At 71.5% G+C, this 14,925-nt stretch carries 14 protein-coding genes; 8 read left to right on the top strand and 6 right to left on the bottom strand.

Annotated elements, in window-relative coordinates; translation table 11 throughout:
* Window positions 1-567 precede the first annotated feature (567 nt).
* The gene (locus tag ACFZCP_RS43770; RefSeq protein WP_391442336.1) at window positions 568-1,380 is read left to right on the top strand and encodes a PhzF family phenazine biosynthesis isomerase; all 813 of its coding nucleotides are present in this window, start codon (window positions 568-570) and stop codon (window positions 1,378-1,380) included.
* A 12-nt stretch (window positions 1,381-1,392) separates the two neighbouring features.
* Here the strand turns inward: ACFZCP_RS43770 and ACFZCP_RS43765 are convergent, their stop codons facing one another.
* Window positions 1,393-2,232 carry a type II CAAX endopeptidase family protein gene (locus tag ACFZCP_RS43765; RefSeq protein WP_362700787.1) on the bottom strand — a complete coding sequence of 280 codons (840 nt, stop codon included), beginning with the start codon at window positions 2,230-2,232 and terminating at the stop codon, window positions 1,393-1,395.
* 288 nt (window positions 2,233-2,520) lie between these two features.
* A complete protein-coding gene (locus tag ACFZCP_RS43760) occupies window positions 2,521-4,038 on the bottom strand; it encodes a glutamate--cysteine ligase (RefSeq protein WP_362700789.1) in 1,518 nt (505 codons plus the stop codon).
* A 566-nt stretch (window positions 4,039-4,604) separates the two neighbouring features.
* Here ACFZCP_RS43760 and ACFZCP_RS43755 point away from each other — a divergent pair.
* Window positions 4,605-5,189 (top strand): hypothetical protein, encoded by a 585-nt coding sequence (locus ACFZCP_RS43755; protein WP_391442335.1) that lies wholly within the window; start codon window positions 4,605-4,607, stop codon window positions 5,187-5,189.
* Window positions 5,190-5,543: 354 nt separating this feature from the next.
* Window positions 5,544-5,750 carry a DUF5999 family protein gene (locus ACFZCP_RS43750; RefSeq protein WP_116152356.1) on the top strand — a complete coding sequence of 69 codons (207 nt, stop codon included), beginning with the start codon at window positions 5,544-5,546 and terminating at the stop codon, window positions 5,748-5,750.
* A gap of 273 nt (window positions 5,751-6,023) precedes the next feature.
* Here the strand turns inward: ACFZCP_RS43750 and lysA are convergent, their stop codons facing one another.
* Both lysA and ACFZCP_RS43740 read right to left on the bottom strand, forming a co-directional pair.
* Window positions 6,024-7,472, bottom strand: a complete 1,449-nt coding sequence (gene lysA, locus ACFZCP_RS43745; protein ID WP_391442334.1) for a diaminopimelate decarboxylase — start codon at window positions 7,470-7,472, stop codon at window positions 6,024-6,026.
* The gene (locus ACFZCP_RS43740) at window positions 7,469-7,819 is read right to left on the bottom strand and encodes an SAV_915 family protein (protein ID WP_391442333.1); all 351 of its coding nucleotides are present in this window, start codon (window positions 7,817-7,819) and stop codon (window positions 7,469-7,471) included. Before ACFZCP_RS43740 ends, lysA begins: the two co-directional genes overlap by 4 nt.
* A 316-nt stretch (window positions 7,820-8,135) precedes the next feature.
* Here ACFZCP_RS43740 and ACFZCP_RS43735 point away from each other — a divergent pair, with 316 nt between their 5' ends.
* Window positions 8,136-8,666 carry a universal stress protein gene (locus ACFZCP_RS43735; RefSeq protein ID WP_391442332.1) on the top strand — a complete coding sequence of 177 codons (531 nt, stop codon included), beginning with the start codon at window positions 8,136-8,138 and terminating at the stop codon, window positions 8,664-8,666.
* Between the two features lie 421 nt (window positions 8,667-9,087).
* Window positions 9,088-11,040: an APC family permease gene (locus ACFZCP_RS43730; protein ID WP_391442331.1), complete on the top strand. Its 1,953-nt coding sequence runs from the start codon at window positions 9,088-9,090 to the stop codon at window positions 11,038-11,040.
* A gap of 108 nt (window positions 11,041-11,148) precedes the next feature.
* Here the strand turns inward: ACFZCP_RS43730 and ACFZCP_RS43725 are convergent, their stop codons facing one another.
* Window positions 11,149-11,760, bottom strand: a complete 612-nt coding sequence (locus tag ACFZCP_RS43725; RefSeq protein ID WP_391442330.1) for a DUF1707 domain-containing protein — start codon at window positions 11,758-11,760, stop codon at window positions 11,149-11,151.
* Window positions 11,761-11,883: 123 nt separating this feature from the next.
* Between ACFZCP_RS43725 and ACFZCP_RS43720 the strand changes: the two genes are divergently transcribed.
* Complete coding sequence (locus ACFZCP_RS43720; RefSeq protein ID WP_067312120.1) at window positions 11,884-12,279, top strand: molybdopterin-binding protein; 396 nt, start codon at window positions 11,884-11,886, stop codon at window positions 12,277-12,279.
* Window positions 12,280-12,443: 164 nt separating this feature from the next.
* On the opposite strand, the gene ACFZCP_RS43715 is transcribed toward ACFZCP_RS43720, so the two are convergent.
* Window positions 12,444-12,941, bottom strand: coding sequence for a molybdopterin-dependent oxidoreductase (locus ACFZCP_RS43715; RefSeq protein WP_391442329.1), 498 nt, complete (start codon window positions 12,939-12,941; stop codon window positions 12,444-12,446).
* A 192-nt stretch (window positions 12,942-13,133) separates the two neighbouring features.
* Here ACFZCP_RS43715 and modA point away from each other — a divergent pair, with 192 nt between their 5' ends.
* Both modA and modB read left to right on the top strand, forming a co-directional pair.
* Window positions 13,134-13,958 (top strand): molybdate ABC transporter substrate-binding protein, encoded by an 825-nt coding sequence (modA, locus tag ACFZCP_RS43710; protein WP_391442328.1) that lies wholly within the window; start codon window positions 13,134-13,136, stop codon window positions 13,956-13,958.
* A complete protein-coding gene (gene modB, locus ACFZCP_RS43705) occupies window positions 13,955-14,803 on the top strand; it encodes a molybdate ABC transporter permease subunit (RefSeq protein ID WP_391442327.1) in 849 nt (282 codons plus the stop codon). Before modA ends, modB begins: the two co-directional genes overlap by 4 nt.
* Window positions 14,804-14,925 lie beyond the last annotated feature (122 nt).

Raw genomic sequence — 14,925 nt, 5'->3', positions numbered from 1 at the left:
GGTGATGAGGGGGGATGAGGGGGGTGGGGTCTGCGGCCTGCACCATAGTCCCGAGGTGGCTCCTGGGAACCTTTGTGCCCACCCCCCTTGACCGCGGACCTCGAAGGTTCTCTGACCGGTCTCTCTCCACCCGGCAAGCTAGCAGGGGGCACTGACAACGGCCTGGTGGCAGCGGAGTTGCCGTACAGCAGCGACGTACGGCAACCACCGCAACCGCAACCGCAACCGCAACCGCAACTGACGTCAACGACCTTCGAAGGTCCTCGAAGGTCCTCGATGACAGACCCATGACCAGCGTCCTGGACCGCTGGGGCCGTCAAGTCGGCAGTTCGCCGCGCAGGGCCCTCGCCGGTGGCCGTGAACGTCCGCGAGAAACAGCCACTCCGGATGCCCGACGTCCATGAGGAGGAGCCGCCCGACGAAGGCGAATCCTCCAGCCCGCGCGAGTGAGCCGCCCACCCGTCGAGCGGGTCGAGCGGGGAACGGCTGCCCCGTCGGCGCGAAATCGGTCCAGGGCTCGTGGATTGGCCTTGGCCCGTGGCTTGCGGCCGCTCTAGCGTCGACGTCATGCGCATCCGAATCGTCGACGCCTTCACCGACCGCCCCTTCGCCGGCAACCCGGCCGGAGTCCTGCTCCTGGACGACGTCTTTCCGGACGACGACTGGCTCCAGAACGTCGCCTCGGAGGTCAACCACGCCGAGACGGCGTTCGCGCACCGCCTGCCCGAGGGCGGCGAGGCGGACTGGGCACTGCGCTGGTTCACGCCGGCCACCGAGGTCGCGATGTGCGGGCACGCCACGCTGGCGACGGCCCACGTCCTGCGCACCACCGGTGCCCACGAGGGACCGGTGCGGTTCGCCACCCGCAGCGGTGTGCTCGTCGCCACGCCCGGCGCCGACGGCTGGATCACCCTGGACTTCCCGACCGCACCGCTCACCGAGGCCGAGGTGCCGGCCGGCCTCGGCAAGGCGCTGGGTGCCGAACCCCTCGTCGCGTACGACACCGGGCCCCAGGTCGGCGACCTGCTGGTGGAACTGGCCGACGAGCGGACGGTGCTCGGGCTCGCCCCCGACCACAAGGCGCTCGGCGCCCACTCGACGCGCGGCGTCATCGCCACCGCCCGCGCCGAGGACCCCTCGCTCGGCTACGACTTCGTCTCCCGCTGCTTCTTCCCGAACGTCGGCATCGACGAGGACCCGGTCACCGGCAGCGCCCACACCGCGCTGGCCCCGCACTGGTCGGCGCGGATCGGCCGGGACGACCTCGTCGGTCTGCAGGCCTCGCGCCGCAGCGGGCTGGTGCGCACCGGACTGCGCGGCGGGCGCACCCTGCTCACCGGCCGCGCGGTCACCGTGATCGAAGGCGAGCTGCTCGCCTGAGCCGACGGGCCTTCAGGCCGTCGGCAGCCAGCCCACCTTGCCCGCGAGCAGGGCGTAGCCGACGAACGCGCCGATGTCGAGCAGGGAGTGCGCGACGACCAGGGGGCCGACCCGGCCCCAGCGGCGGTAGAGCCAGACGAAGACCACGCCCATGACCATGTTGCCGAGGAAGCCGCCGACACCCTGGTAGAGGTGGTACGAGCCGCGCAGGACCGCACTGGCCACCAGCGCGGTCCCCGGCGTCCAGCCCAACTGCCCGAGCCGGCGCAGCAGATAGCCGACGACGATGACCTCTTCGAGGATCGCGTTCTGCAACGCGGACAGGACCAGCACGGGGTACTTCCACCACACGTCGGGCAGCGCCTCGGGCACCACCGTGAGGTTGAAGCCGAGGCCGCGGGCGGCCAGGTAGAAGGCGATGCCGGTGCTGCCGATCACGGCGGCGACCCCCGCACCCCGACCGAGGTCGAACCAGGGACGGGTGCGGTCGAAGCCCAGCGTCCGCAGGCTCTCGCCCTCGCGCAGCAGCAGGTGGGCGACCAGGGCCACCGGGACCAGCGCGGAGGCGATGCCGAAGAGCTGCCAGGCGAGGTCGAGCCAGGGGCGGCCGGGCGCGGCCGAGGCGTTGAGGGTGGCCGCCTGGTCCTTGAGCCCGCCGGGTTTGGTCACCGACCCGACAAAGCTGATCAGCGCGGACACCCCGCTCGCCCCGAGCGAGAGTGCCAGGACGAGCAGCGTCTCGTCCCGGTAGATCCGTCGCGAGAACCGCTCCTGCGGAAAAGCCTCGGCCACCGGGTCAGCCTCCACCTGCGCTCCGACCGACAGGCAGCTCACCGGCCCCCTGCGTTCCATCGTTCCTTGGTCCCGCAAGGATCGCAGAAGGCCTACCGGCCACCACGCACCGGGCCGCGGGGAGACCGCCCCCGGAGCCGCACCGAGCCGCAGGGAAACCCGTCCCCCGACCGCACCGGGCCACAGGGAAACCCGCCTCCCAGCCGCACCGGGCCACAGAAAAACCGGCACCCCGACCGGCCAAGCCGCCAAGGGACCGGCCGCAGACCGCACCGAGCCGCAGAGAGACGGGCCCCGCACCCCTCGGCCGTTCCGTCGGTGCGTCGTCCGGCCCGCGGGCGGCGCGCGTCAGCCGAGCGGTACGGCCTCCGGCAGGCCCACCGGCCATGTGTGCACCGGCTCCCCCATATGCATCAGCTCCGCATAGCGCCGGGTCGTCGCCGCGAGGGCCGCCGCACGGCTCAGGCCCTGCTCCCGGGCCCGGTGGAAGGTGGCCGCCTGCCAGGACGCCCCGTTGACCCGGCGCCGGCACCGCTCCTCGATGACGCCCAGGTACAGGTCCCGGTCGGCGGCTTCCACTCCCCACGCGTCCAGTCCCGCGGAGGCCAGCGGCAGCAGTTCGTCCCGGACCAGGGTGACCGCGTCGACCTCGCCGGTACCGCCGTAGCGCCCCCGCCGCGGCCAGACGAACCGCGCATCGATGCCGTACCGGCAGGCCGCGTCGAAGTTGGCCTCGGCCGCGGCGAAGGACAGCCGGGTCCATACCGGGCGCGTCTCCTCGGCAAGGGCTCGCACCAGGCCGTAGTAGAAAGCCGCGTTGGCGATCACGTCGATGATGGTCGGCCCCGCCGGCAGGACCCGGTTCTCCACGCGCAGGTGCGGCACGCCGTCCGCGATGTCGTAGACGGGCCGGTTCCAGCGGTACACCGTGCCGTTGTGCAGGACGAGTTCGGCGAGCCGCGGGATGCCCCCGGCATCGAGGACCGCCAGGGGGTCCTCCTCGTCGCAGATCGGCAGCAGGGGCGGGAAGAACCGCAGGTTCTCCTCGAACAGGTCGTACGCGGAGGAGATCCAGCGCTCGCCGAACCAGATGCGCGGCCTCACCCCCTGGGCCTGGAGCTCCGGCGGGCGTGTGTCGGTGGCCTGCAGGAACAGCGGCGGCCGGGACTCGCGCCACAGCTCGTGCCCGAACAGGAAGGGCGAGTTGGCGCCGACGGCGATCTGTGCGGCGCACGCCACCTGCGCCGCGTTCCACACATCGGCGAAGCGGGCCGGGGTGACCTGGAGGTGCAGCTGTACGGAGGTGCACGCGGCCTCGGGGACGATCGACTTCGACGTGCAGACGAGGTGCTCCACCCCCTCGATGTCGAGGCGGAAGTCCTCGCCACGGGCGGCCACGATCTGGTCGTTGAGCAGGGTGTAGCGGTCCGCCTCGGAGAGATTGGCGGAGACCAGGTCGTCGCGGTCGAGCGTGGGCAGAATGCCGATCATCACGATCCCGGCGTCCACCTCACCGGCTTTCCGGTCGGCATACGCCAGGGAGGTGCGCAGTTCCTCGGTGAGCCGGTCGAATACCCGGCCGCCCAACCGGTGTGGGGCGATGTTCACTTCCAGGTTGAACATGGCGAGTTCTGTTTGGAAATCGCGGCTCGCGATGCGCTCCAACACCTGCCCGTTCAGCATTTTCGGCATGCCGTCGGGCCCCGCGAGATTCAGCTCGATCTCCACCCCCATGAGGTTCTTCGGGCGATCGAACCGCTTCTCCTCCAGCAGTCGCTCCAGTCCCGCCAGGCACTTCTGGAGCTTTTCGCGGTAGTGCTGGCGATCGGACAGATCGATCCGCCCTGCCACGACCTTTTCCCCCATCGAAGTGTCCCTCCTCGGATGGGCGGGCCGCATGTCCGGCCGCCGGGGTCCCGGGTCAGGTGGGATGATGCCCAGGGAAAGCGATCGATAACGTCCCGCGCGGACCCGGCACCCGCTAGTCTGTCGTAAGGTTCCCCGCGGCACATTCACGGGGCAAGTCGCATCACGCACGTTCATATGCCCCGAGTACCTCGTGAAAAACGCCGACGACATTCGGCCGACCGCGACGGCGGCATATTGCGAGGTCAGCGGCGCCCGCCGGGCCAGGAAATCGGGATGTTTACCGCGAATCAGCGGCTGAATGACACCTTGACCGGGTTACCGGGGTCCGATAGATGAAACAAGGTCTGAACACGCGTCGTATAAACTTCGCGTACAAGGCAGAAGGTTGGCGCCCGCAGTCCTGGTTCCTGCCGTGTTCCTGCTGTCAACGTGACGGACGGCAGACCTCGGCCCCTCGTTCACTCCTCGGGCCCCCTCCCCTCTGGCCACCCCCGTGAGCAGACAGCGTCGTCCGCCCCACCCTCCTCGCGCCGCCGCGCCTGTCGAACGAGAGGCGACCCACCATGCCGCTGCACGTGCCCCCTGCCCCCGCGCCCGCACTGCGCTCCGTCCTCACGGCCCTCGGTTCCCCCACCGCGGTCCGCGAGGCCCGAACCCCGTCCCTGCGCGTCGCCCAGGGACCCGCGATACCCGAACTCCCTCTCCCGGTGCATGTGTTGGACCGGATCACCGCGCAGGGCCTGTCCGCGACCCGGCTGGCCGGCTGGCGCTTCCTGATCCGCTGCGGGGACCGCGCGGTGGCCGCGGCCGACACCATGCTCACCCCTGACGGGTGGGCGTTCTCCCACTTCTTCGAGGGCCCTTACATCGGCTCCACCGAGCGCGCCCTGCAGCAGGCCGAGGCCCTGACGCAGCCGTACCAGCCGCGCCTGCTGTCCGTGCCCGGCCTGTACATGCTCACCCTGTGGCTGCACGGCGACACCGCCGCCGACGGCACCGAGGGCCATCCGGCCGCCACCGACCTGCTCGTCCCGCTGGCACCGGCCCCGCCCGGTATCTCGACCCACCGGCCGTACCGGGTCGCCGAGCTGCTGCCGGTGCTGACCCACCGGGCGACTCCGATCCGTCTGCTCGGCTCGCCCGCCTGACCGACACCCGCGTACCCCGCTGCCCGGAAGGGAGCGGGGTACGCCTTTTTTTCCGTTCGACCGTTTACCGTTCCACTGCTTTCCCAGCAGATTGCGCTCGTACGAGCAATTGCCCGCTCCTACGAGCCAATAAAGGATCTCTCCCGCTCGGACTAGCCCTATCCGGCCACTGAGAACCACCCAAAGGGACAGTGCAGTTGGAATGAACCGTCCGCGCGGGTGACGCGTCATGAACCTGTGAGAAGCGGTGCTGCGAAATCCCTGCGGAATGACGCCCAGAGGACAACACTGGTTCCGACCGACCAAACACCACGGGGGACGGACATGACCACAACAGAGCGAGAGATCCCACCCATGTGCCAGCACCAGCCGCCGTGTCCGCCAGCCGAGTCCGCCGACCGGGAGTCCGCCCGCCTCGTGGCGCACCACCCGGAGCAGGGATGGAGTCTGCTGTGCAACGGCGTCCTGCTCTTCGAGGACACCGGTGAGCTTCTGCCCGACGGCCGGGTCATCGCCCCGCACCGTCCGCTCGGTGCGGATCATGTGATGACCGCCGCCTGAGCCGCCACACCCCGGGCGGTCCGCCGCACCGCCCGGTGAACACGAGGGGCCGGCCGCACACCCACGGTGCGCACCGGCCCCGACGCGTGTCCGGAGTCGGTCACGGCCCGTAGCCGCACGCTGCCGCAGCGCCTCTCACACGCCGGAGACCACGAAACCCCGGCGACGGTCTCCGGTCCGCGGCCCTTTGCGGCGGCGGAGACAGAGCCCGGGCGGGCCGGCCGGCGAGGGAGGGAAGGCCGGCCCGCCCGGGAGTCGGGGTGCGACGGGACGTCAGACGCCCACGTCCCGGCTGCGCAGATCGGCCAGGGACTCCCGGCGGACCAGCAGCCGGGCCCGGCCGTCGTGCACGGCGACCACGGGCGGGCGCCCCACCAGGTTGTAGGCGGAGGCCATGGAGAGCTGGTAGGCCCCGGCCACGGGGACGGCGAGCAGGTCGCCCGGGCGTACGTCGCCGGGGAGTTCGGCCTCGGCGAGAACGTCACCGGCCTCGCAGTGCCGGCCCACGACGGTCACCGGAGTCAGGGGCTCGGTCCCGGGCCGGCCGACGAGGCGCGGCGCGTACCGGACGCCGTACAGCGCGGGCCGCGGGTTGTCGCTCATGCCGCCGTCGACGGCCACGAAGGTCCGGGCGCCGGTGCGTTTGACGGCCAGCACGTGGTAGACGGCCACCCCCGCCGGCCCGGCGATCGCCCGGCCGGGTTCGATGATCAGGCGGGGCACCGGGAGTTCGGCGGCCGCGCAGGCCGCGGCGAGCTCGGCGTGGACCCTGCGGGCCAGGACGGCCGGGTCCAGGGCCGGTTCGCCGGGGCGGTAGGCGATGCCGTGGCCGCCGCCGAGGTCGAGTTCGGGCAGCGCGAGTCCGTGCTGGTCACGGAGCCGGGCCATGAGGCCGACCATACGGCGCACCGCCGTCACATACGGCTTCACACTGGTGATCTGCGAGCCCAGGTGGCAGTGCAGGCCGGTGAGTTCGAGCTGCGGCTGGTCGAGTATCCGGGTGATGGCGTGCTGGGCGTGGCCGTCGGAGACGGAGAGGCCGAACTTCTGGTCTTCGGTGCCGGTGCGGATCTTGTCGTGCGCGCCCGCGCCGACCCCGGGCACCACCCGGACCATCACACGCTGCCGGCGCTCGGGCCCGAGAGTCGCGGCCAGCCGGGCGATCTCCGAGGGACTGTCGATCACGATCCGGCCCACGCCCAGGCGCAGCGCGGTCTCCAGGTCCTGCGGCGACTTGGCGTTGCCGTGCAGCACGATCCGCTCGGGCGGGAACCCGGCGGTGACCGCCAGTTCCAGCTCGCCGGCCGAGCAGACGTCCAGGCCCAGGCCCTCCTCGGCGGTCCAGTTGACCATGGCCCGACACAGGAACGCCTTGGCCGCGTACAGGACTTCGGCGTCGGGAAAGGCCTGCCGGTAGACACGGCAGCGCCCGCGCACCTCGCCCTCGTCGACGACGTAGACGGGGGTGCCGAAGCGGTCCGCGATCTCGGTCAGCGGCACACCGGCGACGGCCGGATCGCCCGGGCTCGGTTCGGTGGCGGAGGCGGGCCAGACGGAGAGGTCGGCGGGTGCGGGGGCGGCGACGGAGTCGGCCGCGGTGACCGGGGCGGCGGCCGGGACCGAGTCGGTGGCGGCGACCGGGGCAGTGGCCGGGAGCGAATCGGTGGCGGCGACCGGGGCGGTGGCCGATACGGGGGCGACGGCTTCGTGCAGGGTGGTCATCGGGTGCTCCCCTCCGTGATCCGGAAGGCAGGAATCGGGACGGCTCGTGCGGCGGGGACGGCTGTCGGGGCCGACAACGAGGGGTCGACGGTGAGGGCGGTGACGCCGAGCGGCGTCATGAGGGCGCGCAGCGCGGGTTCGGAGAGGCGTATCCACTGCTGGTCGGGGCCGAACGTGCCGGCCAGACGGCGCACGGAGGTGAAGGCGACGGCCGTGCGGCCACCCAGGGGGGTGCGGAACAAACGCGTCGCGCACCCGGCGGGTCCCGGCCGGACGGGCACGTACAACGGTCCGGCCGGGGTGCGTTCGGAAGGCTCCGGGTCGTCGTCGCAAAGGAGTTGGAGCATGGGTCGCCTCCAGGGCGGATGGGCTGGTCTCGGTGCCCCGGACGCGGGGAGGCGTGGATCGGGGCTGCCCCGACGCTATGCCCGTCCGGGCCCACCCGCCGACGCCCCCTGACGCGATGTTGACGAGGACGGGGGCGACGCTGACGCGATGCTGACAGGTACCCGCGACAGGCTGCCCGGATGCATCAGGAACCTGACAGGAAAAGAGTCCCCCGGCTGGTCGAACCGCGCGCACGGGAGTGGGATGGAAGCAGGGCCCGGCACGCGGACCGCCCGTGGGAAGGGCTCGCGCGCACCCGTGAGGAACGGTGAAGTCATGTCCGGTTACGACGCCTCGGCGGCTGCCCGTGTGGTGGTGGGTGTGAGTGGCTCCCTGGGCAGCGTCACGGCCTTGCGCCGGGGCACCGCGCTGGCGCGGCGCCTGCGAGCCGAGTTGTGGCCGGTGCTGGCCTGGGAGCCGCCCGGCGGCGATCCCGCCGCCCGCCGTTCGCCCGCCGCCGGGTTGCTGGTCGAGGAGTGGCAGCGGCTCGCCAAGCAGCGGCTGCTGTCCGTGCTCGACGAGATCTTCGGTGAGGAGGGCCCGGGCGTGCCGATGCACGCCGTCATCGTGCGCGGCACCCCGGGCCGGGCTCTGGTGGCGACCGCCGACCGCGAGGACGACGTCCTGGTCGTGGGCGCCGGCCGGCGCGGACTGCAGCGCGCCTTCTCGGGCCGCGTCTCCCGGCACTGTCTCGCCCACGCCGTCTGCCCGGTCCTCGCGGTGCCGCCGTCGCCGCTGGAGTCCGACCTCGTGGCGGTCCACCGGCGCAACACCTGGCATCTGCGCATGGACACCCGGGGACTGTGACGGCCGCAGAGCAGGCCTGAACGCCCGGCCGTGCAGCCGGCCTGCCGGGCTCCCGTGTCCCGGTGCGCATCAGCCTGCCGTGCTCCGGCCCGGAGACGGGTGCCCTGAGGCGTGTCGCTGCGGCTGCGGATCCTCTGCGGGCGGGGCAGCATGGATACGTCGTACGAGATGACGCACCGTGTCCGGTCCCCGTCCGTGGCCGCGCCTCCCCCAGGCAGCCCCCATACAGCGCAAAGTCGCCCCATGGGCATGCGGGCCTCCGCTTCTTGATGCGTCGCCTCCCCCGTCGGGTCATTCTTAACGCAAGATTGACGCCCCCGGACCACCGTTCCGTGGGCCAGGACGTCACTCTCTGCATACGCTGGTGCCGCCGTCCGCGTGATGGCCGGAATCAACTGAGCCACACACCAGGAGCACGCCGATGGTCACGACCGAGCACCCCCCCAGTCGCCTGCGCGCCTGGATGCTGGAGGGGCTGTCCGACATGGGCAAGCACGGCGGCCACGAGGGCTCCGCAGCCGAACCGGAGACCGGTCACTCGGTCCAGCGCTGGTGGCGCGTGATGTGCCTGACCGGTGTCGACTACTTCTCGACCCTCGGCTATCAGCCAGGCATCGCGGCCCTGGCGGCCGGTCTGCTGTCGCCCATCGCGACCATCGTGCTCGTCATAGTCACCCTGGCGGGCGCCCTTCCGGTGTACCGCCGGGTCGCCGAGGAGAGCCCGCACGGCGAGGGTTCCATCGCCATGCTGGAGCGGCTGCTCTCCTTCTGGCAGGGCAAGTTGTTCGTGCTGACCCTGCTGGGCTTCGCGGCCACCGACTTCCTGATCACCATCACCCTCTCCGCCGCCGACGCCTCGACCCACCTGGTGGAGAACCCGCACCTCAACAGCGCGCTCAGCGGCCACCAGATGGTGATCACACTCTTCCTGGTGGCCCTGCTCGGCGCGGTGTTCCTCAAGGGCTTCCTGGAGGCCATCGGCGTCGCCGTCGCCCTGGTCGGCATCTACCTCGCGCTCAACGTCGTCGTCGTGATCGTCGGCCTGTGGCACGTCGTCACCGCGGGGCACGTGATCACCGACTGGACCAGCGCCCTGACCGCGGAACACGGCAACGTGTTCGTCATGATCGGCGTGGCCCTGATCGTCTTCCCGAAGCTCGCACTCGGTCTGTCCGGCTTCGAGACCGGCGTCGCCGTCATGCCCCACGTCAAGGGCGACCCGGACGACACCGAGGAGCGGCCGACCGGCCGGATCCGGGACGCCAAGAAGCTGCTGACCACCGCCGCCCTGATCATGAGCGTCTTCCTGATCACGACCAGCTTCATCACCACGCTGCTGATCCCGGCGGACGATTTCAAGGCAGGCGGCCCGGCCAACGGCCGTGCGCTCGCCTACCTCGCGCACGAGTACCTCGGCAACGCCTTCGGCACGGTGTACGACGTCTCGACCATCGCCATCCTGTGGTTCGCCGGCGCCTCCGCCATGGCCGGCCTGCTCAACCTGATGCCGCGCTATCTGCCCCGGTACGGCATGGCTCCCCACTGGGCGCGGGCCGTCCGGCCCATGGTCATCGTCTTCACACTCGTCGCCTTCCTGGTCACCTGGATCTTCGACGCCGACGTCGACGCCCAGGGCGGCGCCTACGCCACGGGTGTGCTGGTGCTGATCAGCTCCGCGGCGATCGCGGTGACCATCGCCGCCCGCAAGGCGGGCCAGCGCGGCTGGACCATCACGTTCGCGATCATTTCGGTGGTGTTCCTCTACACGACCGTCGTCAACGTCATCGAGCGCCCGGACGGTGTGAAGATCGGCGCCTGCTTCATCGCGGGCATCATCCTCGTCTCGCTGCTGTCCCGGCTGGCCCGCGCCTTCGAGCTCCGCGTGACCAGCGTGTCGATGGACCCGATGGCGGAGCGATTCGTCCGGGACATGGCCAGCCGCAAGATGCGCTTCATCGCCAACGAGCCCGACCGGCGCGACAAGGCCGAGTACCGCGACAAGATCGAGCAGATCCGGGCCGACAACGAGATGCCCGAGCAGGAGGACTTCGTCTTCGTCGAGGTCACGGTGACCGACCCTTCCGAGTTCGAGGCGTGCCTGACCGTACGCGGTGAGGTCCTGCACAACCGCTACCGCGTGCTGACCGTGGAGTCCGCCTCCATCCCCAACGCCCTCGCCGCGCTCCTCCTCCACACCCGGGACATGACGGGCTGCACTCCGCACATCTACTTCGAGTGGACCGAGGGCAACCCGTTCGCCAACTTCCTGCGCTTCTTCCTGTTCGGGCAGGGCGAGGTCGCGCCGGTCACCCGCGAGGTGCTGCGCGAGGCGGAGCCGGACCGGGACCGGCGCCCGCGCGTGCACACCGGCTGAGACCGGCACCGGGCACGGCCCGGAGAACGACGAGCATGGGGCAACGGCGAGGCCCAAGGGACGGCAAGGCCGGGGACCGCGCCCTCCCTCCGCAGGACGGCACGTGCCTCAGGCCGTCGCCGTCCTCCTGCCGAACAGCCGCCGCCGCGGCCGCACCTCCAGCCGGCCCATGCTCAGCCGCCCGTGTATCTCCACGCGCAGCACCACGGGCGTGCCGGGCTCCCCGGCCGGCCGCACCTTTGCCGTGCCGTACTCGATCGCCAGGCAGTCGCTGTCCACGACCACGCCGGGCCGGGTGATCAGCCGCAGGGTCCCGCCCCGCAGGTCCAGATCGATGCGGAGGGTGTCGTGGCCGATCACCGCCCGGGTGAAGTCGAGGGTCACATCGCCCCAGGCCGAGCTGATGTCCATCCGGCGGGGCACCGACCACTCGTCGCCGCGCGCGGTCGAGGAGCCCAGCTGCTCGATGCGGACGACGTCCTTGACCGGGAGCGGCCCCGCTGTCACGGCCGGCAGATCGGTCGTCAGCACCTCCAGCTCGCCGTGCGTGCGCGCGGACAGGGCGGCGGCCGCCCGCTCCTCGTGTTCCCCGGCCGTGAGCCGTCCGTCCCCCACGGCGGCGGTCAGCGCGTCCAGTACGCGGTCCCGGTCCGCGTCCGAGGCCCGCAGCCCGGACGGCATCTCCGTGTGCACCTGCCCGTGCACCTGCTCGGCCGACATGCCCTCACCCCCATCCCGGCGCCCCCACGGGGCTCCTCCGTCACGCACTAACGCTATATCGCGTTATACCCAACGACCAGCCCCATGTCCACGGTTCCCGCACCTGGCCCTAGGGTGACCGGCATGCAGTCCTACACGATCGGCCAGGCCGCGCGGCTCCTCGGCGTGAGCCCGGACACCGCCCGCCGCTGGGCCGACGCGGGCCGGATGGCCACCCATCGCGACGAGGCCGGGCGGCGGCTCATCGACGGCAAGGACCTCGCCGCGTTCTCGGTCGAGCTGGCCAAGGGAGGAAGCGGCGAGGAGGACGCCTCCTACACCTCGGTCCGCAACGCCTTCCCGGGCATCGTCACCGCCATCAAGCTCGGTGACGTCGCCGCCCAGGTGGAGATCCAGGCGGGCCCGCACCGGCTGGTCTCGCTGCTGACCCGGGAAGCCGTGGAGGAACTGGGCCTGGAGGTCGGCATGGAGGCCACCGCACGCGTGAAGTCCACGAACGTGCACATCGACCGCGTCTGACCCGGCCCCCTCACCGGCACAGCAGCGCCGCCCACAGACCGAGCCGACCGCTCACTCGTTGCGGGTGGCGGCCGACCCCGGCTCCTGGCAGATCCGGGGGCTCCTACGGGGCCCGGCCGCACCGGGCCTGGCCGACGCCGTACGGGACACGACGGGCGAGCGGTTCACTGAGCTGCCGCTGACGCGTGACCGGGGGTGGCGGACGCCGGACCGTCGAAGCCGTAGCCCCCGTCCACCCGGATCACCGTGATCCCGCTGACGTGCCGGGCCCCGCAGCGGTCCTGCGGGAGCACCAGCTGGGGCCCGTCGGCATCGAGCGGGGTGCCGTCGATCGTGACGGCGAGCAGCACGGGGGCGTCGGCGAAGTCCGGGTCGATCTCGGCCCAGGACAGCAGGGCGTGGTGACCGTCGGTGCCGGTGACGGCGATCAGGAAGCGCAGCCGGTCCTTGCGCCGGACCGGGTCGAAGCCGGGCCCGGCGTCGGCGAGCACGTCGTACAGACGCGGCCCGGAGAACCGGTGGTGCTGGATGCCACTGGTCGCGCACTCGAAGCTGACGTCGGCCCGGTGCTGGGGCCAGGCGAGCAGGTCCGGCACGGTCAGCCGGTCCGGTCGTACGAGATCGCCGGTCAGGGCCAGTTCCGCGTGAGTCACCGCGACCACCTCCCGCAGGACCGTACCCGCGCCTGAGCACCGTACAAACGCACATGCCAGCCACACGTCTCATGTATGCAGCTCATGCAATGCGACAGGAGACTTACAGCTCGCAGATGCGGCAGTATCATCGCCGCACGGCCGATTCCGGCCGTGACAGGGCGCGACCTTTGTTCCAAGATCCCGAGGAGTAGATCCGTGATGACCCGTTCCGTGCGCCGGACCCGGCGAATGCTGCAGCTGGCCGGTGCGGGAGCTGCCGCCCTGATGGCACTCAGCGCCTGCTCCTCCTCCGACCACTCGACCGAGCCGAACAAGTCGGACCCGTCGTCCTCCGCCTCCACGAAGCTCTCCGGCGACATCAACGTGTTCGCCGCCGCCTCCCTCAAGGAGAGCTTCACGGCCCTGGGCAAGGAGTTCGAGAAGGCCCACCCCGGCACCAAGGTCAACTTCAACTTCGGCGGCAGCGACACCCTTGCCGCGAGCATCACCGGCGGTGCCCCGGCGGACGTGTTCGCCGCCGCCAGCCCCAAGACCATGGCGATCGTGACGGACAAGCAGGACGCGACCGGCACCCCGGCCACCTTCGTCCGCAACCAGCTGGAGATCGCCACGCTGCCGGGCAACCCCGACAAGGTGGCCTCCTTGAAGGACCTCACCAAGTCCGGGCTGAAGGTCGTCCTGTGCGACAAGACCGTGCCGTGCGGCGCCGCCGCCCAGAAGGCCCTGGACGCCAACAAGCTGAAGCTCACCCCGGCCTCCTACGAGGAGGACGTCAAGTCCGCCCTGAACAAGGTGGTGCTGAAGGAGGCCGACGCCGCGGTGGTCTACAGGACCGATGTGAAGGCGGCCGGTGGCAAGGTGGAGGGCGTGGAGTTCCCCGAGTCCGCCAAGGCCATCAACGACTACCCGATCGCCCTGCTGAAGAGCACCAGGAACGCGGAGACGGCCAAGGCGTTCATCGCCCTGGTGCAGTCCGCCGAGGGCCGGAAGGTCCTGAGCGAGGCCGGGTTCCTCAAGCCGTGACCCCGCTCGACAAGCCCGGCGCCGCGTCCCAGCCCCGCACGGGTGGGACGCGGCGCCGCCGCATCCGGGCCGGGCTGCCGCTGCCGCTGCTGCTGCCCGGGCTGGTCGCCCTGGTGTTCCTGCTGCTGCCCCTGGTCGCCCTGCTCGTGCGCGCTCCCTGGCGCAGCCTGCCGGACCTGCTGACCAGCACCGAGGTGTGGCAGGCACTCCAGCTCTCCCTCGTCAGCGCCACGGCCGCGACCGCCGTCAGTCTCGTCCTGGGCGTACCGCTGGCCTGGCTGCTGGCGCGCACGGACTTTCCCGGCCGTGGCCTGGTGCGGGCCCTGGTGACCCTGCCCCTGGTGCTTCCGCCGGTGGTGGGCGGTGTCGCCCTGCTGCTGGCCCTGGGCCGCAACGGAGTGGTCGGCAAGTGGCTCGACACCTGGTTCGGGATCACCCTGCCGTTCACCACCACCGGAGTCGTCATCGCGGAGGCGTTCGTCGCGATGCCGTTCCTGGTCATCAGCGTCGAGGGCACCCTGCGCGCCGCCGACCCGCGCTTCGAGGAGGCGGCCGCCACGCTGGGGGCCTCCCGCTTCACCGCGTTCCGCCGGGTCACCCTGCCGCTGATCGCGCCCGGCATCGCCGCGGGTGCCGTTCTCGCCTGGGCCCGCGCGCTCGGCGAGTTCGGTGCGACGATCACCTTCGCGGGCAACTTCCCCGGCCGCACCCAGACCATGCCCCTCGCGGTCTACCTCGCCCTGCAGAACGACCCCGACGCGGCCATCGCCCTGAGCCTGGTCCTGCTGGCCGTGTCGATCACGGTGCTGGCGGGATTGCGCGACCGGTGGCTGACCGGCTCCTGACGGTCGGGCACCCATGGGGGACGATCGAACGTGGCACGACAGCACGCGGCCCCGCCGACGACACCGCACCACCACACCCAGCCGCCCGACGACGACACCGCACGACCCCACGCAGCCGCCGA

Origin of the sequence: Streptomyces sp. NPDC007971 (genome assembly GCF_042958635.1) — a bacterium.
Lineage (GTDB): Bacteria > Actinomycetota > Actinomycetes > Streptomycetales > Streptomycetaceae > Streptomyces.
This window is presented reverse-complemented; position numbering and strand designations above follow the sequence as displayed.